This is a genomic window from Psychroserpens sp., assembly GCF_034670085.1.
Classification (GTDB): Bacteria; Bacteroidota; Bacteroidia; order Flavobacteriales; family Flavobacteriaceae; genus Psychroserpens.
Genome location: NZ_JAXMOD010000004.1, coordinates 117,588 through 139,357, shown reverse-complemented (window position 1 = coordinate 139,357; position 21,770 = coordinate 117,588). Strand labels below are relative to the sequence as shown.

Sequence of the window (21,770 nt, the reverse complement as noted above, 5' to 3'; positions counted from 1 at the left end):
GCTTGTGTTATATTTAATTTGGTATAAGGCTTTTAATTAGGGACTATTAGAATAAAAAGGCCACAAAAAAGATAAAAATTTGAAGCGTATATGGCTATATAGTATGAGGTTATACTTGAGATTAGGACTCTTCTTTTATTTTAAAAAAGTAGAAGTTCGCAATGCCGAAAATATACCAAAGAATGAAGCTGTAATGTTTTTAGGAAACCATCAAAATGCACTTTTAGATGCTTTGTTGATTGCAACTAAAAATGGACGATTTTCTTATTTCTTAACTAGAGCAGCGGTTTTTAATAAGCCCATTGTTAGTAAAGTTTTACAGAGTTTACAAATGCTTCCTGTTTACAGAATTAGAGACGGTTGGGGAAATTTGAATAAAAATAATGTTGTGTTTTCTAAAAGCGCAGAGTTATTACATAAAAACGAAGCTATTGTAATTTTTCCGGAAGGAAGTCACAACTTAAAACGTACAGTTCGACCCTTAAGCAAAGGGTTTACGCGCATTATTTTTGAAACTATTGAAAATTACCCTGAAACTACTATCAATTTGATTCCTGTTGGTTTAAATTTTCAAAATGCTACAAAATTTGGAGATACTGCTTTAATAAATTTTGGACATGTAATTCCAGTCACCAAAAGTATAATTGAAGATAAAAATAAGAGCGTTATTCAACTTAAAGCATCAGTATTTGATAGTCTTACGAAATTAACCACCCATATTGACACTGAAAACTATGATTTAGTTCATGAAAAGTTAAAAGATTTAAATGTAGATTTCACTAAACCAGAACAGGTTAATACGTGCATTGAAAATAACTTTAATAATTGTGAAACGTATAAATCTGGAAAGAATAAACACATAAAACGGTTATTAAAGTGTTTACTAATCATCAATCTTTTTGTCCCATACTTAATTTGGAAGACAATAGCGGAACCGAAAATAAAAGAAATTGAATTCACCTCGACCTTTAGATTTGCTATTGCTATAACTTTAGTGCCATTTTTTATGCTTATAGTAATGTTGTTTTTTGGTTTAGTATTTCAAATCAAATTCGCATTTATCTATCTTTTAAATGTCTTGTTACTCGCTTTGCTCTCCATCAAACTATAGTTCTTCTCTAAAAAAGATGGCATTCATTAATAACTTATTTGTGCCATACCAAAACGCTCTAAAATTTGTATTATCTGTAAAAGATACTACTTTTCCAGATTTAAATCTATTTACTTTAAATGGCACTGAAAGCGCTAAACTATCTAAATTGCGTTGAGATATATAACCACTTAATAACGGATTCTTTGTATACTGAATAGGGTTGTTATAGCTTTGTTTATCTGGTGTAATAAACATCGTGTTGTTTCTAAATAAAGCTATTTTATCATTTTTATAACCAAAATTTATCGGATGAGATCGGTCTTGCTTTGCTTCAAAAATTGCACCACCAATAACTTGGGCTCCTCTAAAATCTCCGCGTTCTTCATGCGAAATATGTTCAGCAATAAGTTCTGATTTTTTGAAATCAATTTTCACAAATTCATTGCCATTTAGCCATCTTAATGCGTTTCTGTAAGCAATTAATGTGCCTCCATTTTCTGTCCATTTTTTTAGATTTTCAGTTGCACCTTTATCTAGTGAACCACTAGGAACTATAATTGTATTGTAACGATTCAGATTTGTCCAATCTAAGTTTCTTGTATCTAATTTAGTGATTTGCATGTCGTAACGCTGATCAAATACATGCCAGATTTCACCAGCATCATAACTACGAATGCCTTCACCAACAATCATCGCAACTTTTGGTTGTGAAAGAGCTCTAAATTGGCTACTTCCTAAATCGATTCCTTGAGTTAAACCAGTTGCCACTGCATCTATTTGAATATGACTGTCATTAGCCACCTTTTTCAAGAATGTATGTAAGTCTTCAGCAGATTTATTCTGATTTTGAACAGGAATTAAAATGGTTCCATAGTCATAAGTTTTACCATTGGTTGTAAACTGACGTTTACCAACTTTTGCTCTTAGGCCACTACCAAGAATTGCGTTTAAAGCTTTTGGAGCATAGTATTCATGCCATTCCATTAGGTAAGCATAATTGCTTTTTGCAGAAACTAAACCTGTTTTCATTTGCAAGTCTTCAACTTTAGTTCCTGCATTTGTAGTTGATATATTTTCAGCATAATCCAAACCGAAAGCTAAAGGAAACGTCCAAGCCGAAACATCATAAAACAAACTATCTTGAAAGGTTGTTCGTTTTTCAAACATCGCATTGATTAATCGCGTGTTTTTCTGATTTTTAGGTACCACATAACTATATCCTTTTTTGAATTGTTTTCCGTTAGTTTTAAAATCAGTTTTAAGTTCATGAAATTCAATGTGATGACGCTTCAATATTTCAGCTAAATGAAAGGTTTTTGCTGCATCTTTTTCATCTCCAAAAACAATAGCATTCCCGTTTTCTTTACTAGCTTCATTTCTCGCATTTTTATAAAAATCATGTTGGTATTGAAGAATCTCCTTACGCATATTTTTTCCGGCTTCTAAAGTAGATAAAGCCGCAGTAAATTGGTTGCGAATTGTAAACGGAAAAGTTAAAAGTCCATTTGAGGTTTCTTGAACATGTCCACGAGAACTACCTTGTTCAAACAAAATACCAATGCCTCCATTAATATCTGGAAACGTAGAGCCTTTTCCGTAGTAGAAATCATCAAAATTCTCTTCTGTATAGTATAAAGACCCAATTTTGTCCAAAGCTTTTGCGTGATAATTCCCGATAGATTTGGTGATTTTCTGATTCAGTTTTGGTGTTAATGGATGCGTTCTTGAAGGAATTCCTGGTTGAAAAAAGAAGGTAGAATTTGTTCCCATTTCATGGTGATCAGTTAAAATATTTGGTAACCATTTATGGAAGCTTTTTATCCGAACCCTTGATTCTGGTAACTGTACTGGTAACCAATCTCTATTCATATCAAACCAATAATGATTTGTTCTTCCGCCTGGCCAAATTTCATCGTATTCTCGATCATTAGGATCTGGGTTTAAGTTCTTACTTTTATTAGTGTTTGCCCAATATGCAAAACGCTGTAAACCATCAGGATTGTAAGCAGGATCGAATAGTATTATGGTATTATCTAATAAAGCTTTGACATTGTCACTTTGTGCAGCCGCCAAATAATAGGCAACAAGCAATGCAGCATTAGAACCACTTGCTTCATTACCATGAATAGAAAAACCTTGATAAACAACTAATGGCCTATTCTCGGTAGTCATGCTATTGTTGTCTGTAGAAGCGAGATGTGTTGTTCTTATAGATTCAATAGTCGAATGATTTTCTGGTGATGTAATGGTAAGAAGTAGGAGAGGCCTGCCTTCAAACGTTGTGCCTCTGTTTTCGATGCTAATTCTTTCTGAAGATTCAGCTAAAACGTACATGTAGTGTACTAACTTATCATGCGTAATATGCCATTCGCCAACGTGATGACCTATTATAGATTCTGGAGTTGGAATTTCAGAATCGTAGGTTGTTTCTTGAGGAAGGTAATAGGATAAATCTGTTGTGTTTTGGGCATGTAAAGAAAAACAGCTGCAAGCGAGAACGAATAAAATTAATCTCATAAAATTGTGGTTGATGTTTTATAAACGTCTAAAAATAAAAAAACCGTTACGAATAGTAACGGTTTAAGTATGTTTTAACAAAAGTATAGATTATATATCTTCAAAATTGATATCTGTAAATTTATCTGCCGAGTCAGAATCATCAACTGATTCTCCTCCTTCAGCTAAATCATCGTTATTTGAATTGTAATCTTCTTTTTTGTAATCTTTTTGATGTCTTTCACTAATAACTTCATCACCTTTTTCATCAATGATATAATCTGTCATTTCCTTTAAGATTTCATTAAACTCATTAAAATCTTCTTTATAAAGATAGATTTTGTGTTTTTTATAATGGAAAGACCCATCATCATTTGTGAATTTTTTACTTTCTGTAATAGTTAAGTAGTAGTCTTCAGCTTTGGTTGATCTTACATCAAAAAAGTAAGTTCGTCTACCTGCTCTTAATACCTTTGAGAAAATTTCTTCTTTCTCCATCATTCCGTGATCACTCATAGCTAATTTTTAATTTTTTGAGTTGTTAGTGCTTCAAAAATCTAAAAAAAAAGTATAGTAAGCAACAAATTATTATAATTCTTTTGAGCTTAGCTGTTTTAGATAGAGTTCTTTGTAGTAACCATCTACATTAATTAAGTGCTCATGAGTGCCGTTTTGAACAATCTTGCCTTCATCAAGCACAATGATTTTATCAGCATGTTTTGCAGAAGACACTCGATGACTCACAATAATAGTCGTTTTTCCTTGTGACTCTTTTCGTAAATTATTTAAGATTTTCTCTTCTGTTTCAGTATCAACGGCAGAAAGACAATCGTCAAATAGCATAATTTCTGGAGATTTAATTAAGGCTCTCGCAATCGAAATACGCTGTTTTTGTCCACCAGAAAGTGTAATACCACGTTCACCCAATTTGGTTTTATAGCCATTGGTAAACTTCTTAATGTTTTTATGGACATATGCATTTTTGGCAGCTTCAATTACTTCAGATTCAGTTGCGTCTTCTTTTCCAAACATGATGTTGTTCTCGATGGTGTCTGAGAATAAAAAAGCATCTTGAGGCACATAACCAATACTGTCTCTTAAGTTATTTAAATTGACTTCATTTATGATTTTACCGTCAATTGTTATGCTTCCTTCTTGAACATCATAAAGTCGACCAATTAAATCTAAAATGGTTGATTTTCCAGAGCCAGTCTTACCTAATATTGCTAAGGTTTCACCTCTTTTAATTGAAAATGAAATATGATCAAGCGCTTTAATGTTGGTGTCTGGATAAATAAAGGTCACCTCATTGAAATCAATATTTCCTTCAATTTTAGTGTATTCTGTAACTGTGTTTTTAATTTCTGGCTCTAATTTTAAAAACTCATTAATGCGTTTTTGAGATGCTTCTGCCTGTTGTACCAAATTAGTGACCCAACCAACAGTTGCCACTGGCCAAGTTAACATATTGACATAAATTAAAAATTCAGCAATCGTACCAATATCTTTAATTTCACCATTTATATATTGCATACCTCCAATATACGCCACCAAAATATTACTGATTCCAATTAATAAAATCATGGAAGGGAAAAACAAAGCCTGAACTTTCGTCAAGTCGATTTGTTTCTGTTTACTTTCTTCTGAAAGCGTATTAAAAACTAGGTTGTTTTCGTTTTCAATGCCATAAGCTTTGATGATTGATATTCCGCTAAAAGATTCTTGAGTATAGGTAGAAAGATTAGATAAATACTCTTGTACAATGGTACTTCTTTTATTAATTATTTTGCTTAGTTTATAAATAATAAAAGATAAAAAAGGTAACGGTAACATGGTGTACAACGTGAGTTTTGGAGCAACACTCAACATATAAATTAATGCAACAATAAACAATGTAATCATATTAAATGTATACATAATAGCTGGACCAGTATACATTCTAACCTTAGTCACATCTTCACTAATTCTGTTCATTAAATCTCCAGTTCTATTAGATTTGTAAAAATTAAGTGACAAACGTTGGTATTGTTGATACACTTCATTTTTTAAATCATATTCAATATATCGAGAGACATTTATAATGGTTTGACGCATTAAAAAAGTGAAAATTCCTGCAATTATTGCTGCACCAATTAAATACATAATATTGGTTGCTAGATCGCTTTTAAAAACAGCATTGCTGATGTCGTTATTTAGTCCTTTTGAAATTACTGTTATCGAATTCCCAATAAACCTTGGCGTAAACAGAGCAAATATTTTAGCGCAAATGGTAATTATAACGCCAAAAAGAAGACGGTATCTGTATTTGTAAAAGTATTTGTTAATGTGTTTTAGTTCCTTCATTAAAAAAAATGGAGCTTCAATTTATTAACAGATGTTTAATTTAACACCTATATTTTTGTTAATACTCTAATATTGATTTATTTTTGCACGCTATTTTGTGTAAACTGCAAAATAGTATTCAAACAAAAAATCACATGACATCAGATGTTATTAGTTCTAAAGAACTTCATAAAATAGACCCAGTTTTTGGGCAAGTATCCTTTGATAATCACGAGCAAATCGTTTTTTGCAACGACAAAGATACTGGTTTAAAAGCAATAATTGGTATTCATAACACAGTTTTAGGACCTGCACTTGGAGGTACTAGAATGTGGAATTATAATAACGAATGGGAAGCGCTTAACGATGTGTTAAGGTTGTCTCGTGGTATGACTTTTAAATCGGCTATTACAGGATTAAACCTTGGTGGTGGAAAAGCTGTTATTATTGGAGATGCTAAAACGCAAAAGACACCTGAACTCATGAAAAAGTTTGGAGAGTTTGTACATTCTTTAAACGGAAGGTATATCACAGCAGAAGACGTAGGAATGACTACTGCTGATATGGATTTAGTGCGTGAAGTTACTCCTTATGTTACTGGTATTTCTGAAAGCAAAGGAGGAGCTGGGAATCCGTCTCCTATCACTGCTTATGGTGTTTTTATGGGAATGAAAGCAGCTGCCAAATTTAAATTTGGAAGTGAAGTACTAGAAGATAAATCGGTGTTTGTACAGGGAATAGGACATGTTGGCGAAGCCCTTGTTGAACATCTAGTAAATGAAGGTGCTAGAGTTACAATTGCTGATATCAATCAAGAGCGTTTAGAATTAGTGAAATCAAAATATGATGTTGACATTTATAATGGACATGATATTTATTCGGAAGACATGGATATCTATGCACCTTGTGCTTTAGGAGCTACCATTAACGATGATACAATTTTTAAATTAAAAGCTAAGGTAATTGCAGGAGCTGCCAATAATCAATTAGCAATTGAAGACAAACATAGTACACAATTGCAAGAGCTTGGAATCGTTTATGCACCAGATTTTTTAATTAATGCTGGAGGAATTATTAATGTTTATGCAGAGTTAGAAAATTACGATAAGCAAGAAATTGTTCGCAAAACGGAAAATATTTATAATACAACATTAGAAATATTAGAAAGAGCCAAAACTAGTCATGTCTCAACTCACGTCTCAGCTTTGAGTATTGCTAAAGAACGAATTGAAACTCGCAAGAGAGAACAAGGTAAATAATTGTTCTAACTCTTAAAATTATAGTATTTTTGCCAGACGTTAGTTGTAGCGTCAAAATCATAATTTCTTAACGTTGTTATTATAAAGTTCTTTACATGTTAAATAGAAGACATATACGTATTAAAGTCATGCAAGCTCTCTATGCTTTTAAAGGAAACGAGAGTGAAGATTTAAAAGTTAGTGATAACTTTCTTAACCATAGTTTAAATAGCACGTATGATCTTTATCTTAGCATGTTGTCTTTAATTATTGAGATTCATAAAAAGGCTGAAGATCATCAAAATAAGACACAACAAAAGTTTTTAGCAACGAAAGCTGAGAAAAATCCAAGCTTAAAATTTCTTAAAAATGAAGTGTTAACGATGCTTAGTGCTAATGAAGCATTAACATCCGAATTAGAACACCGAAAGTTAAACCCATGGTATCTCGATTTTGAATATGTAGATATAACTTTTAAAGCTATTGCTGAAAGCGATCTTTATAAAGATTATATGTCAACTTCAACCTCTACATTTAGCGAAGATAAGGACTTTGTAATCTCTATTTTTGAAGATATTATTGCTCCAAATGACAAGCTTTACGATTATTTTGAAGATAAAAAGTTGACTTGGTTAGATGATATTCCTGTGGTGAATACAAGTATTTTGAAACTTTTTAAGAAGTTAAAACCTTCAACACCTGAAAAACATTTTTTACCTAAACTCTTTAAAGATGAGGATGATAGAGATTTTGGTATTGAATTATTAAAAAAGACCATTCTAAATCAAAGTAGTTTTAGTACAGAAATAGGTTCTAAAACTAAAAACTGGGATTCTGAAAGAATTACACAAATAGATACAGTGTTAATGCAAATGGCTATTTGTGAATTTCAGAAGTTTCCATCCATTCCTGTTAAAGTAACAATCAATGAGTATCTTGAAATTGCTAAAGAATATTCTACACCAAAGAGTAGTAATTTTATTAACGGAATTTTAGATAAAATTGTTAAAGAATACAAAGCCGAAAACAAATTCAATAAAGTAGGTAGAGGATTACTGTAAATCCTTTAAAAATCTAGCGTTAAGGTTTGTTTTTTCATTTAAAAAAATGCTAAAAAATTTTGATTCGATGAAATAATTACTACTTTTATCGCCTTAAACAAAACATTTTTAAAAAGTTTAATTTAAAATTATCGCAATGAAAAAAGTAATATTAGGATTAAGTGCACTTTGTATGGTGGCTTTTACATCTTGTAAAGAAGACAATGCTGCAAGTAAAATTAATTCGGACAATGTAGCTGCTGCTGCAGAAAGAGATGCAACTGCTGGTGATTTTCCAGTGATTTCGTTTGAAGAGACGGAACATGATTTTGGAACTATTGTAAATGGAACTCCTGTTGAAACTAAATTTAAGTATACAAATACAGGTGATTCGCCGTTAGTAGTAAGTAATATCAAAAGTACTTGTGGATGTACAGTGCCTTCAGATTGGAATAAAGATCCTATAGCTCCAGGCGATTCTGCTGAGTTTACAGTGAAATTTAATGGAAAAGGTAACAACCAAGTTAGCAAAAGTATAACGTTAACTACAAATACTGAAAAAGGTTCAGAGGTTGTAAAAATTAAAGCGTTTATTGAGCCAGATCCAAATGCACCAGCTAAAAAAGCAGGAACAGCTGCAATCAAATCAATAAACTAAAACGTTAAAACCTATGATGGATTTACTGCCTTTTGTAGCCATGTTTGCTGTGGTTTACTTTTTTATGATAGCGCCTCAAATGAAGCGTGCTAAGCAAGAAAAGAAGTTTGCAGCAGAATTAAAACGTGGAGACAAGGTGATTACAAAAAGTGGATTACACGGAAAAGTTAGTGACCTAAATGATAAGGACAATAGCTGTGTAATTGAAACTATGGCTGGCAAGATTAAGTTTGAACGCTCTGCAATTTCTATGGAAATGAGTAAGAAATTAAACGCTCCAGTTGTTGTGAAATAACGTTTATAAATTATAAATAAAAGGCTCCAAAAGAAATTTTGGAGCTTTTTTATTTAAGCTTAGTTTTGTGTTATGTCGTTTTGAAGGAGAATCGACTGAGGAATCTAGGTCGTGTTTTATTTGAGATTCTTCGCTATGCTCTGAATGACAAAATGATTATTGTTTATATTTTTCGGATTTATGTTCGGCAAAAAACAACTCCACAACTAACAAATCTGCACCTTTAACAATTCTTATACTTATCATGAAGTCCAACACCATTTAGAATCATCGGAATAATCTTTTCAATTCTGGTAAGTTTGGTAGCCTCTCGTTTGGCATCTGAGATATAGGAACAATATTCTCTTTGTTTTCCTGGTGTAAGTGCTTTAAAACTTGCGTTTACATTAGACTGTGTTTTTAGTACTTGCTGCAATTCCTTAGGTATGTCTACAGCTTTGGTATTGCGAACTGGCTTGATTTCTTTGCCTAATTTCTGATTTTCAATGGCCTCTTTTACATAAGCCAAAACGATATTCTTATTGATGTCTTCTATTGATTCGAAACGCATTTGACGAAGCGCTTTGGTTTTGTTTTCTTGAGCATTCACTAATAGGTTTTGTTCATCTTTTAGAAACACACCATTAAAGAACCAAATCCCAAAATGATTTTTAAATGCACCAAGTCCGACTACATTTTTACCATTTAAATCGTAAACAGGAGCACTCCACTTAACAGATTCATTTAACTCTGTAGTATTGATTATAGTTCTCAAAAGGACCAAGGCGTCACCAAAATGTGAATTGGTTTCAATGTATTCCTCTACTGAATAGATTTTTTTCATAATCTTGATGTTTAATTTAAAGTTTTACTTGCCGTCAACTCAGCAATTTTACAAATTACTTCGGTTGCTTTTATCATACTCTCAACAGGAACATATTCATAACGTCCATGAAAATTATGTCCACCAGCAAAAATATTTGGGCATGGTAATCCCATATAGCTCAATTGTGAACCATCTGTTCCACCTCGAATAGGTTTGATTAATGGTTTAATATCTAATTGTTTCATCGCATCTTCAGCAATATCTACAATATGCATTACAGGTTCGACCTTCTCCTTCATATTAAAATATTGATCTTTGATATCTATTGTAATCACTTCACGACCGTATTCAGCATTGATGTCATCTGCAAGTTTTTGTAGCATGTCTTTACGAGCTTCAAAATGATCTTTGTCATGATCTCTTATAATGTATTGTAAGGTAGTTTCATCAACTTTCCCATCAATATTATGTAAATGAAAAAATCCTTGATAACCTTCAGTATGTTCTGGAGTTTCTAGTCTTGGTAAAGAATTAATAAACTCAGTTGCAATGAACATTGAGTTTACCATTTTTCCTTTAGCATAACCAGGATGTACAATTTTTCCTTTGACATGAACTTTAGCACCAGCAGCATTAAAATTTTCATATTCTAATTCGCCAATCTGGCTACCATCCATTGTATAGGCCCAATCCGCTCCAAATTTTTCAACATCAAAATGATGTGCACCTCTTCCAATTTCTTCATCAGGAGTGAAACCAACTCTTATTTCACCATGTTTGATTTCTGGATGTTGAATAAGATATTCCATTGCAGATACGATTTCTGTTATTCCTGCTTTATCATCAGCTCCTAAAAGTGTGGTTCCGTCAGTAACAATCAATGTATTGCCTTTATAAAGTAATAAATCTTCAAAATAATCTGGTGACAGAATAATATTTTCAGTTTCATTTAAAGTGATGTCTTTACCATCGTAATCTTCAATAATTCTAGGTTTTACATTAGCTCCTGTAAAATCTGGAGAGGTGTCAAAATGTGAGACAAAACCAATGGTTGGAACTTCATGATCTACATTGCTAGGTAAAGTTGCCATGATATACGCCTTATCATCAATAGTCACATCACTTAAACCAATGGCTTTAAGTTCTTCAGCTAATTTATTAGCTAAATTCCATTGTTTTTGAGTACTAGGCGTTGTTTCGCTTTCAGGGTCAGATTCAGTATCAATAGTTACGTAGCTTATAAATCTGTCGATGAGTTGTTGCTTGTTTATCATGGTTGGAGTTTTTGCAAAATTAAAGATTCATATCACAATTAGAAAGTATTGTTTATAAATTTACAACATAAAAAAGCACCTTAAAATTAATTAAGATGCTTTTTTATTTGCATACTTTTTTACTTTCTAAATGTAAAAACAGGAAGTGTGGAATGATTTACTAAATCTTCAGAAATACTTCCACCAAACAAATGGTTTAAGCCTGTTCGACCTTCAGTAATCATGCCTATAGCATCTATGTTGTGCTTATCAGCATATCCTAAAATTGCTTCTTCAACATTATAATCAGAGATTAAAGCAATGTTGTCTTTCCAATCTTCACGATTTGTTAAGGCTAAGAAATTTGTAATTTTCGCTTCTATTTCATCGGAACTTAAGAAATGTGCATTAGGAAGATTGATATGTAATAATGACACTTTTTTACCAAGACTGCTTAGTAATTCCATAGCTACTTTTGCAGCAGAAGCACTATTTGGAGAAAAATCTGTAGCGATTACAATATGTTCAAAATCTATACTGTCTAGTTTAGACTTCACGACTAAAAGAGGAGTTTTACTATGACGAACAACTTTTTCAGTATTAGATCCTAGAAATACACCTTCATATTCATTATGACCTCTAGAACCCATAACGACTAAATCGGCTTTTAATTCACTAGCAATTTCATCAACTTCTTTTAAAACTTTATGATGTTTGATCATTGGTGTAACACTTAAGCCTTCCAAATATGGTTTGTCTAAAAAGCTTTCAAATTTTTTATTGGTAACCATTAACATAAAGGCCGTTTCTTCATTACGATCTGAACTTGAAGACGAAAATATAGATTCCGATAGCTCAAGCATATGCATGACGATAAGTTCTGAATTGTGTTTTTTAGCTATTGAGGCTGCCGCTTCTAATGCGTATTCTGAATGTTGAGAGAAATCAACAGGAATTATGATTTTTTTCATTAGTGGTTTTATTTAATTTGTATTCAAAAATAGAGAAACTATTATAAAAAATACATGATTAATGACATATAATTAATTGAATATTGACCAAATAGAATAATTAGATTCTTATTTTTGTGAAGTAAATATCAACTCATGTATAAATTTCTAATTCGTCCACTTTTTTTTCTTTTTGATCCTGAAAAAATACATCATTTTACATTCTCTTTAATTCGATTTTGTTGTAAAATTCCAGGAATGAAGTTGCTTTTAAAAAGTATATATGTGTTAGAAGACCGATCTTTAGAACGCAATCTTTTTGGATTACACTTTAAAAACCCAGTTGGTTTAGCTGCTGGATTTGATAAAGATGCAAGATTGTATAATGAACTTTCAAATTTTGGATTTGGTTTTATCGAAATAGGAACACTAACTCCAAAACCTCAATCAGGAAATCCTAAAAAGCGATTATTCAGGCTTAAAGAAGATTCCGCCATCATTAATCGAATGGGATTTAATAATGGAGGTGTAGAAGTTGCTGTTGAACATTTAAAGGAAAACAAAGGAGTTTTAATAGGAGGAAATATAGGTAAGAATAAAGTCACTCCAAATGATAATGCTGTTGACGACTACAAAATTTGTTTTAATGCTTTGTTTGATTACGTCGATTATTTTGTGGTGAATGTGAGTTCGCCTAATACACCAAACCTAAGAGCATTACAAGATAAAGAACCTCTCACTGATCTCTTAAACGCTTTAAAAATTGAAAATTCAAAAAAAGAAGTTTCAAAACCTATCTTATTAAAAATAGCTCCAGATCTTACAGATGAGCAATTAATTGATATTATTGATATAGTTTCAGCAACTAAAATTGATGGGATTATTGCAACAAATACGACAATTTCACGTGACGGTTTACAGTCTGAAAACAAGAATGAAATGGGTGGATTAAGCGGAAAACCTGTCACAAATCGTTCTACGGAAGTGATTCGCTTTTTAGCAGAAAAAAGTAATAAAGCGTTTCCTATTATTGGAGTAGGTGGTATACATTCAGCAAAAGATGCTATAGAGAAAATTGAAGCTGGTGCCGATTTAGTGCAGTTGTATACAGGTTTTATTTATGAAGGACCTAAATTGATTAAGCAGATAAATAAAGCGCTCATAAAAAAAGCGAACCAATAAATTACTGATTCGCCTCTGTTATTTTAGTAATTACAATTAGTTTTTTACAAACTGAATTGTTGTTTTAGCACTGTCTTTTTGAAGTTCGATAAAATACATGCCATCACTAAATGTTGAAACATCAATGGCTAAATCTGAAACTTTAGAAATACGTTCAGTTTTTACAAGTTGGCCTAACATATTATATATCGAATAGCGATCTGGTAAATTGTTAGTATTTGATAATTTGATGTTTAAGACAGTTTGACTAGGATTTGGATACACAGCAATAGAATTCTCTAAAAAGAAATCATCCACACTTAGAGCGACACCGTTTTCCATAAATACTTTAGTGCCAAAACCGTAATCACCTCCAGTTGCTATAACTACTCCTTCCATTGTAGTCAAAGTAAATGATCCACTACCTGAAAAACAACAGATGCCATCACCAGCACTATCAATCATTTCAAAGGTATAACAACTGTCTAAATTTACATTGAAAGTTTCTGTAACTGTGGTGAAATCATCAACTCCTTCAACGTAAGTTGGATTTGTATATAAGGCATTGCCATCACTGTCAAGAAATCTCCATGAAATCTCTTCTGGCCAATCATCAATGTCAAGTGTTAAATTAACTTCTGATGTATTTATAGTATTTCCACCAACATCAATATAATCTTGGAATACTTTTGTTATGGTTTCACTTCCATTAGAAATGTTAAGCGTGACATCATAATTACTTTGGTTACTATAGGTATGCACAATATTTGGCGATGTATAATCAACTATTCCGTCACCATCAACATCCCATTCCCAAGACGTTGCTCCAACACTATTATCGGTAAAGCTCACTTCTAAATTATTACCACAAAAGCGTTCATAGCCTGAAGCAATATCAATATTAAAATTTGGGCATTCCATTACAGATCTTGCAGCTTGATAAACAGCATAAATTCTTGCGTATTGTTGTGGTGAAAATTCAGTTCGGCAAGCAGAACGAGAGTACGACATGATATTTAATGGGTTTGGATTAAAAAGTTGTCCGTTGCCATCAAAAACAGTTCCTGTATAAATGCAGGATGTATTGACATTGCTGCCACTTAATTGAGGGTCTGCAGGCGTATCGCAAATAAAGTCACCTGCTGTATCACAGTTAGATCCATCAACCAATTCTGAAGTAAGCGTTCCATTGATATTACCATGTGTATGTGATAACGAAAAGAAATGTCCCATTTCATGTGATAAAGTGCTTCCATTCATGGTACAAGAATTATTCATTAGGATAATTTCTGGACCACCAGGAAAATATGAATATCCACACAAACCATTACCAGAAGAAGAACTTGTAACTGTATTCGCAAAGTAAATGTTAATTACATTATCAATATTATGAGCTGTAGTCATTGCATTTTGCTCATCAGTTTCAAAATCAAAAAGACTAGAATCATCAATATAGTTGATACTTTCACATAAGAAAAATTCAATAAATGCATTAGCAAAATAACTATTCATAATAGCTAAGGCAGAATTAAACTCGTTTAAAGCAAGTCCACCTGTACCAAAATCGGTTCTTATTATATGAGCTTTGATTGGAACAGAACTTACTGCAGTTGAAGCACGTTGTAAAGCCAATTCATTAAACTGATTTTCAAATTGCTGAATCTGAGGTAAAAGTTGTTGGTAATAGGTTTGCGCTTCTGGACTCATAATAGTTCCACATTCTGGTTCTACTTGAGCGTTACTCCATAAGAATAAATTTAAAAACACCATCGTAATTATGGTGTTCTTCAATAAGTATACTTTTTTCATAATAATTTTGGGCTAAAAATAATAATGTAAAAATAGCAAAAACCGATTAAACATGTAATTTAATCGTTGAAAGACAAGTTTCTGTTATTTTAACACCAAACGTTTAGTGGATAATGAACCATTTTCAAGTTCAAGTCTAACTAAATATATACCTTTATTTAAGTCTGTTAAATCTAGGTTTAAAGAAGAATCTAGAGAAGTATTGCTAATTCCGACGACTTGTTTTCCTAAGACATCAAATACAAGAGCTTCTTTTAAAACATTTGCATTAGAAGTAGTTATTTTAATTTTTCCATTTGACGGATTTGGAGACATAAGTACTGTTTGTAACTCCTCATTTGAAACACTTAGAACTTGATCAAGTGTAATAGTCATCGTTCCAATTGGTTTTGCGTTAAAAGGACTTTGATTAATTAATACTGAGATTGGCTCAGGATTTGGGAGTGTAGGTTGATTTGCAGAGGTGTAATTAGCACCACTATCTGTTCCAGCATCGTAAGGAAATAGAGGTATAATTATTTCATTTTTCCATGTGCTACCATCTCTTAAATTTATACTATTAATTGCAATCATCCAATCTGGACTTGGAGCAATCATCGAAACCAAACTTAATAAGGGAAAATCTGAACTAACGACAACACCACTCAAAGTTGCAGAGCTGATATTATCAAAAGGAGAAAAAGGTTCTTGTAACCATTGGTCTGCATTTCCTAAGGGCATAATTTGATTCATTACTTCAGCCATTAAGGCATCATTGTTACCAGTTTCAGCAACATTTTTAACACCAGTTGAAGCTAAAGTACCCATTTCAACAAGTGTATAATTACTATTATGTGTTGCGCCTACAAGATTTGACCAATGAGCATTTCCAGGAATTGGAGCTGTACTATTTCCAAAAACTGGATCAACAATTTCATTTTCCCATACACTACTAAATGTAATATCATAACTAGCTGTAGATTGAGAAAAAACAACTCCAGTTTGTAATACGATGATAAAAAATAAAAGGGCTTTATAAGATAAAGTATAGTTTTTCATTTGTTTATGGATTACTTGTGAAGTATATGAGTCGTAATTACATTTTAGTTACTTACAGTTATTTTTAATTTTTTTTAATATTATTTTTACTCAAAACAAATAAATTGAATTACGACCTTCTTATTTCCTTTGTAATTGCTACTTCTGTCCTGGCAATGTCTCCAGGGCCAGATAATATATACGTGCTTATGCAAAGTATGGTCCATGGAAAGAAATATGGCTTAGCAACTGTTGCAGGCTTAATATCTGGTTGTTTAGTGCATACAACCTTGGTAGCTTTTGGAGTGTCTGCTATTATTAAGGAAAATGATTCCCTCTTTTTTATTATTAAACTATTTGGCGCTTTATACTTACTTTATCTGGCATTTAAAGTATTTCGATCTAAATCTGAACTAAAGATAAACTCAGACCATATTCCTAAAAAGAATGTAGGTCAACTTTTTAAACAAGGATTCATTATGAACGTGCTAAATCCGAAAGTATCTATTTTCTTTTTAGCATTTTTTCCTGGTTTTTTATTTAGCGAGTCCTTAAATACGGTTATTCAGTTTTATGTGTTAGGATTTTTGTTTATGATAGTGTCGGCAATTATTTTCTCAACAATTGCAATATTGGCAGGCTCAATTTCAGAATATATAAAGCATCATAATCGTGTTGGTTTATACCTAAAATGGTTGCAAATTATTGTGTTTGTTGGTATTGCGATATTCATTTTTACTTCAGAAAAATAGATTTAAAATCATAATCTTAATCACTATATTTGGACTTGATGAACAAAGCACTTAAAATAATTGAATGTCCACGGGATGCGATGCAAGGCATCAAGGATTTTATTCCTACTGAAAAGAAAACACAGTACATCCAATCCCTTTTAAGTGTAGGTTTTGATACTATAGATTTTGGAAGCTTTGTCTCGCCAAAAGCTATTCCGCAAATGGTTGATACTGCTGAAGTTTTATCAAACTTAGATTTGAGCCAAACAACAAGTAAGTTATTAGCAATTATAGCAAATACGCGAGGAGCGAACGATGCATGTCAACATCCAGAGATTGATTATTTAGGCTATCCATTCTCAATATCTGAAAACTTTCAAATGCGAAATACGCACAAAACAATTGCACAGTCTGTGGTCACCCTTTCTGAAATTTTAGAGTTAGCCAATAACAATAACAAAGAAGTTGTGGTTTATATATCCATGGGATTCGGAAATCCATATGGTGACCCTTGGGATGTTGATATCGTAGGTGAATGGACTGAACGACTTAGTAAAATGGGAGTGAAGATTCTTTCATTAAGTGACACTATAGGAAGTTCTAATCCAGAGAATATTAATTATTTATTTTCAAATTTAATTCCCGAGTATCCCGAAATTGAGTTTGGTGCACATCTCCATACCACACCGACTACTTGGTTTGAAAAAGTTGATGCAGCTTACAAAGCTGGTTGCATGCGTTTTGATGGTGCTATTCAAGGATTTGGCGGATGTCCTATGGCAAAAGATGAATTGACAGGTAATATGCCAACCGAAAAGCTATTATCATATTTCACTTCAAATAAAAACAACAAACTTAATGCTATGAGTTTTGAAAGTGCTTATAATGAAGCCACTAAAATTTTTAGCGCTTACCATTAAAAAAAGTGCCATTGTTTTAATGGCACCTTTTATTTGCTCTTATTATTTTTAAAATCTGAATTCTAATCCAGCATATGCACCAAATGGGTGTCCAGGTCTTAAACCAGCAGGAACACGCGAAACAGCATACGTTTCATCTAAAAGATTGATGGCATTTGCGGTAATACTTAACTGCTTAGTCAAATGATACTTTCCTGAAAAATCTAAAATAAAGTTTGAGGTTACACCATTTGAATCATTGATATCTTCTGTTCCAGCTATCGTTCTAAATGCGCCATTAAATCGTCCGTTTAAATTCAGTTCAAATTTTTTGTGCTCTAAGGAAATTGAGGCATTAAATTGATGTTTTGCAATGTATGGTAACTCATCTCCTTTTGTAACTTCTCCCCAAAGATCATCACTACTGCCAAAACTATTTAGGAATTCGGTATCTGTAAAAGTATATCCAAAGCTTACAGGTAAAGATAGTTTAGAATTATTTTCAAGCACATCATAATTTAAAATAAGTTCTAAGCCTCTAACACTAACTTCACCAGCATTAAATTGCTCTAAGGATCCAGTTCCACCTGTTGCAGCCAAATCACTACCTAAGAGATTACTATAATCATTATAAAAAACAACAGCTTCTCCTCTGATACCTTTATAACTAAATCGTGACCCTAATTCGTAATTGATACTTTCCTCAGCTTTTTGTCCATCTTGATTACTAGGAGGAGAGAAGCCTTTATGAATACCGCCAAATACAGAAGCATGGGAATTAAATTTATAATTAAATCCCATACCTGGAATAAAGATGTCAACTCTATTTTCTCTGGTTGATACATCATTTCCCGTTCTTCCTGGATCATTTGTTCCAAAATTTTCTCGTCGTAAAACGATATTTTCATAACGTAGACCTGGAGTTAAGGTTAGTTTTTTGTATTTCAATTTATACATAGCGTAGGCTGCAAACGCATTTGCGCTACTGATTCTATTGGCATCACTTCCTGGTGCGCCTTCAGAAGTTAAAACCATTTCGCCATCCGTGATGCTGTAACCATCTTTCCATTGAAAACGATCTTCTTCATCATAATGGTAGCGAGCCCCAAATTCTAAATCATGAAATGTGTTTGCGCCAGACCAATGGTAATCGAACTTAGTTTGAACACCTTTAGAAATATAATCCCTATTATTTGCTTTCACTAAAATAGCATCAGCATCAGAATTTACAGAGCCATTTACAATATTTAAGTAATCCGAAAATTCTGAAGGGCGATCGAGTATGTTCGCAATACCAACTTTTGTTCCGTTAAAAACAACATCATTTAATTTATACCAATTTCTAGAAAAACCGTTGTAATATCCTGTCGTCGTAATTCTTAAACGTTTTGAAAAATCCATTTGATGCGTCATCATGATTTGAATGTGATCATTGGTCATCACATCTTCCTGAGAGCTTGCATAGCGATTAAAAGGATTGTTGTTAAAGTCTTCTTGACTTAGTCCTAAATAGGTTTCGTTAGATACTTCATCAGAATATTGAAACTTAACATCTAGTGCTTGCTGAAATTTGGCATTAGCTTTACTATTCACTCTGAATTTAGCTACAACATCATTTTTATCAAAACCTGTATTGCTTCCGTCAGGTAGGTTTTTAAAGCCGTCTGAGTTAAAGTTTAAATATTCTACACTATAACCGAAAACACCTTTATTATCACCAATTTTAGCATGAAATTGATTCGAGTTAAAACTACCAGAACTGGCTTTTATGCGACCTGTAAATGAGTTTGGTATTTGACTTGAAACGAAGTTGATTGCGCCACCTGTTGTAAATGGACCATATTGCACCTGGCTACTGCCTTTTAATATTTCTACGGCTTCCATTCTTGCCACAGATGGAAAATAATAAGCTGCAGGAGCACTATAAGGAGCAGGAGCAATAAGAACACCGTCTTCCATTATAGATATTTTTGCACTTCGTTCAGGTGAAGTACCTCTTAAGCTAATGTTCGGACGAAGACCAAATCCGTCTTCTTCGTAAATATTAATTCCAGGAACTGTTCTTAATACTCTATTGATATCTGTATAATTAAATTTGGCCAATTCTTCGGGAGAAATGTAATAAGAAGAGCCTGTTCTGTTTTTAGCTTGATACTTGTTTCCAAATATTACACTGGTTTTTAGTAAGACTTCATCTAGCTGCTGTACAGAGTCTGTTTGAGTTTCTTCTGGGTTGTCTTGAGCGCTTACAACGCTTATAACGAGTAGGAAAAATGGGAATAGGTTTAGTTTCATTTTATTTAGACTGATTAAAAATAACTTTGATTTCGGGTGCAAATTTAGGCATGAATTTACTTTCTACAAAGCTTATTTAGAATAAATAAAAATAAAATTTATAAGCTATTGGGTTTCAGTTAATTTAAATTCAAAGAATTTTGTTGCCTTATTGATTTAATCTGTTGTAATAATTCAAAGTCCATAAAAAAAGCGTAAATTTGCTCGCAATTATAACTGTAATTGCATCATGACAGCACACGAAAATAAAATTGTTGGAGAAGGTCTTACTTATGACGACGTACTCTTAGTTCCAGCATTTTCTGAAGTCTTACCACGAGAAGTAAACATTCAAACTAAATTCACCCGTAACATTACAATTAATATTCCTGTGGTTTCTGCAGCAATGGATACGGTTACAGAAAGCAAAATGGCAATTGCTATGGCTCAAGAAGGTGGTATTGGTGTACTTCATAAAAATATGACTATAGATCAACAAGCCGAAAAAGTGCGTAAAGTAAAACGTGCTGAAAGTGGAATGATTATCGATCCTGTGACTTTGCCATTAACCGCTAAAGTTTCTGATGCAAAGTTTAATATGGCTGAGCATAGCATTGGTGGAATTCCAATTGTAGATGATAATGGAACTTTAAAAGGTATTGTTACCAATCGTGATTTGCGTTTTGAACATGAAAATAATCGACCAATTGTTGAGGTTATGACAAGTGAAAACTTAGTAACTGCTTCAGTTGGAACCTCTTTAAAAGATGCAGAACAAATTCTTCAGAAAAATAAAATTGAAAAACTACTTATCGTTGATGATAATTATAAATTAAAAGGCCTAATTACCTTCAGAGATATTACTAAAGTCACTCAAAAACCTAATGCGAATAAAGACCAATATGGAAGACTTCGTGTTGCTGCTGCTATTGGAGTTACAGGAGATGCTCTTGAAAGAGCTTCTGCACTTGTGAAAGCTGGTGTTGATGCTGTAATTATAGATACTGCTCATGGGCATACCAAAGGTGTGGTTATGGTCTTAAAAGACATCAAAAAGAAGTTTCCGAAGTTAGATGTTATTGTTGGTAACATTGCTACTGGAGAAGCTGCAAAGTATCTAGTAGAAGCTGGAGCAGATGCCGTGAAAGTTGGTATTGGTCCTGGTTCTATTTGTACAACTCGTGTTGTTGCTGGTGTTGGGTTTCCTCAATTTTCAGCCGTTTTAGAAGTTGCTGCTGCCATTAAAGGTTCTGGTGTTCCTGTTATTGCTGATGGTGGAATTCGTTACACTGGTGATATTCCTAAAGCTATTGCTGCTGGAGCAGATAGTGTGATGCTTGGTTCGTTATTAGCTGGAACAAAGGAAAGTCCAGGAGAAACGATTATTTACGAAGGACGAAAGTTTAAATCGTATCGTGGAATGGGGTCTGTTGAAGCCATGAAGCAAGGAAGTAAAGATCGATATTTCCAAGATGTTGAAGATGATATTAAAAAGTTAGTTCCAGAAGGGATTGTTGGTCGAGTGCCTTACAAAGGTGATTTGGTAGAAAGTATCCATCAATTTATTGGCGGACTTCGAGCTGGAATGGGTTATTGTGGAGCGAAAGACGTTGAAACCTTAAAGGAAACTGGACGTTTTGTGAAAATTACAGCCTCTGGAATCAATGAAAGTCATCCACACGATGTAACCATTACAAAAGAATCACCAAACTATTCTAGATAATTT

Annotated in this window: 18 protein-coding genes; 9 read left to right on the top strand and 9 right to left on the bottom strand. The window is 32.9% G+C overall.

Annotated features, from left to right (window positions below):
• Nucleotides 1-79: 79 nt before the first annotated feature.
• Nucleotides 80-1,111 (top strand): 1-acyl-sn-glycerol-3-phosphate acyltransferase, encoded by a 1,032-nt coding sequence (locus VOI25_RS08420; protein WP_323788616.1) that lies wholly within the window; start codon nt 80-82, stop codon nt 1,109-1,111.
• On the opposite strand, the gene VOI25_RS08415 is transcribed toward VOI25_RS08420, so the two are convergent.
• The 3 genes from VOI25_RS08415 to VOI25_RS08405 form a co-directional block, all read right to left on the bottom strand.
• Nucleotides 1,106-3,610 carry a M14 family metallopeptidase gene (locus tag VOI25_RS08415; RefSeq protein ID WP_323788615.1) on the bottom strand — a complete coding sequence of 835 codons (2,505 nt, stop codon included), beginning with the start codon at nt 3,608-3,610 and terminating at the stop codon, nt 1,106-1,108. The two genes, VOI25_RS08420 and VOI25_RS08415, sit on opposite strands and share 6 nt — an antisense overlap.
• 90 nt (nt 3,611-3,700) lie before the next feature.
• Nucleotides 3,701-4,105 carry a PUR family DNA/RNA-binding protein gene (locus VOI25_RS08410; protein WP_323788614.1) on the bottom strand — a complete coding sequence of 135 codons (405 nt, stop codon included), beginning with the start codon at nt 4,103-4,105 and terminating at the stop codon, nt 3,701-3,703.
• A gap of 72 nt (nt 4,106-4,177) precedes the next feature.
• Entirely contained in the window at nt 4,178-5,932 is a 1,755-nt protein-coding gene (locus VOI25_RS08405; protein WP_323788613.1) for an ABC transporter ATP-binding protein, read from the bottom strand.
• Nucleotides 5,933-6,066: 134 nt separating this feature from the next.
• Here VOI25_RS08405 and VOI25_RS08400 point away from each other — a divergent pair, with 134 nt between their 5' ends.
• From VOI25_RS08400 to yajC, 4 genes are all read left to right on the top strand, one after another.
• A complete protein-coding gene (locus VOI25_RS08400; protein ID WP_323788612.1) occupies nt 6,067-7,170 on the top strand; it encodes a Glu/Leu/Phe/Val family dehydrogenase in 1,104 nt (367 codons plus the stop codon).
• 95 nt (nt 7,171-7,265) lie between these two features.
• Nucleotides 7,266-8,210, top strand: a complete 945-nt coding sequence (nusB, locus tag VOI25_RS08395; protein ID WP_323788611.1) for a transcription antitermination factor NusB — start codon at nt 7,266-7,268, stop codon at nt 8,208-8,210.
• Between the two features lie 136 nt (nt 8,211-8,346).
• Complete coding sequence (locus tag VOI25_RS08390) at nt 8,347-8,847, top strand: DUF1573 domain-containing protein (RefSeq protein WP_323788610.1); 501 nt, start codon at nt 8,347-8,349, stop codon at nt 8,845-8,847.
• Between the two features lie 13 nt (nt 8,848-8,860).
• A complete protein-coding gene (gene yajC / locus VOI25_RS08385; protein ID WP_323788609.1) occupies nt 8,861-9,142 on the top strand; it encodes a preprotein translocase subunit YajC in 282 nt (93 codons plus the stop codon).
• A 223-nt stretch (nt 9,143-9,365) separates the two neighbouring features.
• On the opposite strand, the gene VOI25_RS08380 is transcribed toward yajC, so the two are convergent.
• The 3 genes from VOI25_RS08380 to VOI25_RS08370 form a co-directional block, all read right to left on the bottom strand.
• Complete coding sequence (locus VOI25_RS08380; RefSeq protein ID WP_323788608.1) at nt 9,366-9,965, bottom strand: YdeI/OmpD-associated family protein; 600 nt, start codon at nt 9,963-9,965, stop codon at nt 9,366-9,368.
• Nucleotides 9,966-9,976: 11 nt separating this feature from the next.
• Complete coding sequence (pepT, locus tag VOI25_RS08375) at nt 9,977-11,221, bottom strand: peptidase T (protein ID WP_323788607.1); 1,245 nt, start codon at nt 11,219-11,221, stop codon at nt 9,977-9,979.
• Nucleotides 11,222-11,340: 119 nt separating this feature from the next.
• A complete protein-coding gene (locus VOI25_RS08370; protein ID WP_323788606.1) occupies nt 11,341-12,171 on the bottom strand; it encodes a universal stress protein in 831 nt (276 codons plus the stop codon).
• Nucleotides 12,172-12,306: 135 nt separating this feature from the next.
• Between VOI25_RS08370 and VOI25_RS08365 the strand changes: the two genes are divergently transcribed.
• Nucleotides 12,307-13,332 (top strand): quinone-dependent dihydroorotate dehydrogenase, encoded by a 1,026-nt coding sequence (locus VOI25_RS08365; protein ID WP_323788605.1) that lies wholly within the window; start codon nt 12,307-12,309, stop codon nt 13,330-13,332.
• 36 nt (nt 13,333-13,368) lie between these two features.
• On the opposite strand, the gene VOI25_RS08360 is transcribed toward VOI25_RS08365, so the two are convergent.
• Both VOI25_RS08360 and VOI25_RS08355 read right to left on the bottom strand, forming a co-directional pair.
• Nucleotides 13,369-15,120 carry a T9SS type A sorting domain-containing protein gene (locus VOI25_RS08360; RefSeq protein WP_323788604.1) on the bottom strand — a complete coding sequence of 584 codons (1,752 nt, stop codon included), beginning with the start codon at nt 15,118-15,120 and terminating at the stop codon, nt 13,369-13,371.
• 84 nt (nt 15,121-15,204) lie between these two features.
• Nucleotides 15,205-16,158, bottom strand: a complete 954-nt coding sequence (locus VOI25_RS08355) for a spondin domain-containing protein (protein ID WP_323788603.1) — start codon at nt 16,156-16,158, stop codon at nt 15,205-15,207.
• 104 nt (nt 16,159-16,262) lie between these two features.
• Between VOI25_RS08355 and VOI25_RS08350 the strand changes: the two genes are divergently transcribed.
• Nucleotides 16,263-16,889: a LysE family translocator gene (locus VOI25_RS08350; RefSeq protein ID WP_323788602.1), complete on the top strand. Its 627-nt coding sequence runs from the start codon at nt 16,263-16,265 to the stop codon at nt 16,887-16,889.
• Between the two features lie 38 nt (nt 16,890-16,927).
• A complete protein-coding gene (locus VOI25_RS08345) occupies nt 16,928-17,791 on the top strand; it encodes a hydroxymethylglutaryl-CoA lyase (protein WP_323788601.1) in 864 nt (287 codons plus the stop codon).
• A 48-nt stretch (nt 17,792-17,839) separates the two neighbouring features.
• On the opposite strand, the gene VOI25_RS08340 is transcribed toward VOI25_RS08345, so the two are convergent.
• Nucleotides 17,840-20,065 (bottom strand): TonB-dependent receptor family protein, encoded by a 2,226-nt coding sequence (locus VOI25_RS08340; protein WP_323788600.1) that lies wholly within the window; start codon nt 20,063-20,065, stop codon nt 17,840-17,842.
• Nucleotides 20,066-20,294: 229 nt separating this feature from the next.
• Between VOI25_RS08340 and guaB the strand changes: the two genes are divergently transcribed.
• Complete coding sequence (guaB, locus tag VOI25_RS08335; protein ID WP_323788599.1) at nt 20,295-21,767, top strand: IMP dehydrogenase; 1,473 nt, start codon at nt 20,295-20,297, stop codon at nt 21,765-21,767.
• Nucleotides 21,768-21,770 lie beyond the last annotated feature (3 nt).

Bases quoted from the DNA above. Each gene is read 5' to 3' on its own strand.
- VOI25_RS08415 (WP_323788615.1), bottom strand. From the start codon at position 3,610: ATGAGATTAATTTTATTCGTTCTCGCTTGCAGCTGTTTTTCTTTACAT.
- VOI25_RS08410 (WP_323788614.1), bottom strand. From the start codon at position 4,105: ATGAGTGATCACGGAATGATGGAGAAAGAAGAAATTTTCTCAAAGGTA.
- VOI25_RS08405 (WP_323788613.1), bottom strand. From the start codon at position 5,932: ATGAAGGAACTAAAACACATTAACAAATACTTTTACAAATACAGATAC.
- VOI25_RS08400 (WP_323788612.1), top strand. From the start codon at position 6,067: ATGACATCAGATGTTATTAGTTCTAAAGAACTTCATAAAATAGACCCA.
- nusB (WP_323788611.1), top strand. From the start codon at position 7,266: ATGTTAAATAGAAGACATATACGTATTAAAGTCATGCAAGCTCTCTAT.
- VOI25_RS08390 (WP_323788610.1), top strand. From the start codon at position 8,347: ATGAAAAAAGTAATATTAGGATTAAGTGCACTTTGTATGGTGGCTTTT.
- yajC (WP_323788609.1), top strand. From the start codon at position 8,861: ATGATGGATTTACTGCCTTTTGTAGCCATGTTTGCTGTGGTTTACTTT.
- VOI25_RS08380 (WP_323788608.1), bottom strand. From the start codon at position 9,965: ATGAAAAAAATCTATTCAGTAGAGGAATACATTGAAACCAATTCACAT.
- pepT (WP_323788607.1), bottom strand. From the start codon at position 11,221: ATGATAAACAAGCAACAACTCATCGACAGATTTATAAGCTACGTAACT.
- VOI25_RS08370 (WP_323788606.1), bottom strand. From the start codon at position 12,171: ATGAAAAAAATCATAATTCCTGTTGATTTCTCTCAACATTCAGAATAC.
- VOI25_RS08365 (WP_323788605.1), top strand. From the start codon at position 12,307: ATGTATAAATTTCTAATTCGTCCACTTTTTTTTCTTTTTGATCCTGAA.
- VOI25_RS08360 (WP_323788604.1), bottom strand. From the start codon at position 15,120: ATGAAAAAAGTATACTTATTGAAGAACACCATAATTACGATGGTGTTT.
- VOI25_RS08355 (WP_323788603.1), bottom strand. From the start codon at position 16,158: ATGAAAAACTATACTTTATCTTATAAAGCCCTTTTATTTTTTATCATC.
- VOI25_RS08345 (WP_323788601.1), top strand. From the start codon at position 16,928: ATGAACAAAGCACTTAAAATAATTGAATGTCCACGGGATGCGATGCAA.
- VOI25_RS08340 (WP_323788600.1), bottom strand. From the start codon at position 20,065: ATGAAACTAAACCTATTCCCATTTTTCCTACTCGTTATAAGCGTTGTA.
- guaB (WP_323788599.1), top strand. From the start codon at position 20,295: ATGACAGCACACGAAAATAAAATTGTTGGAGAAGGTCTTACTTATGAC.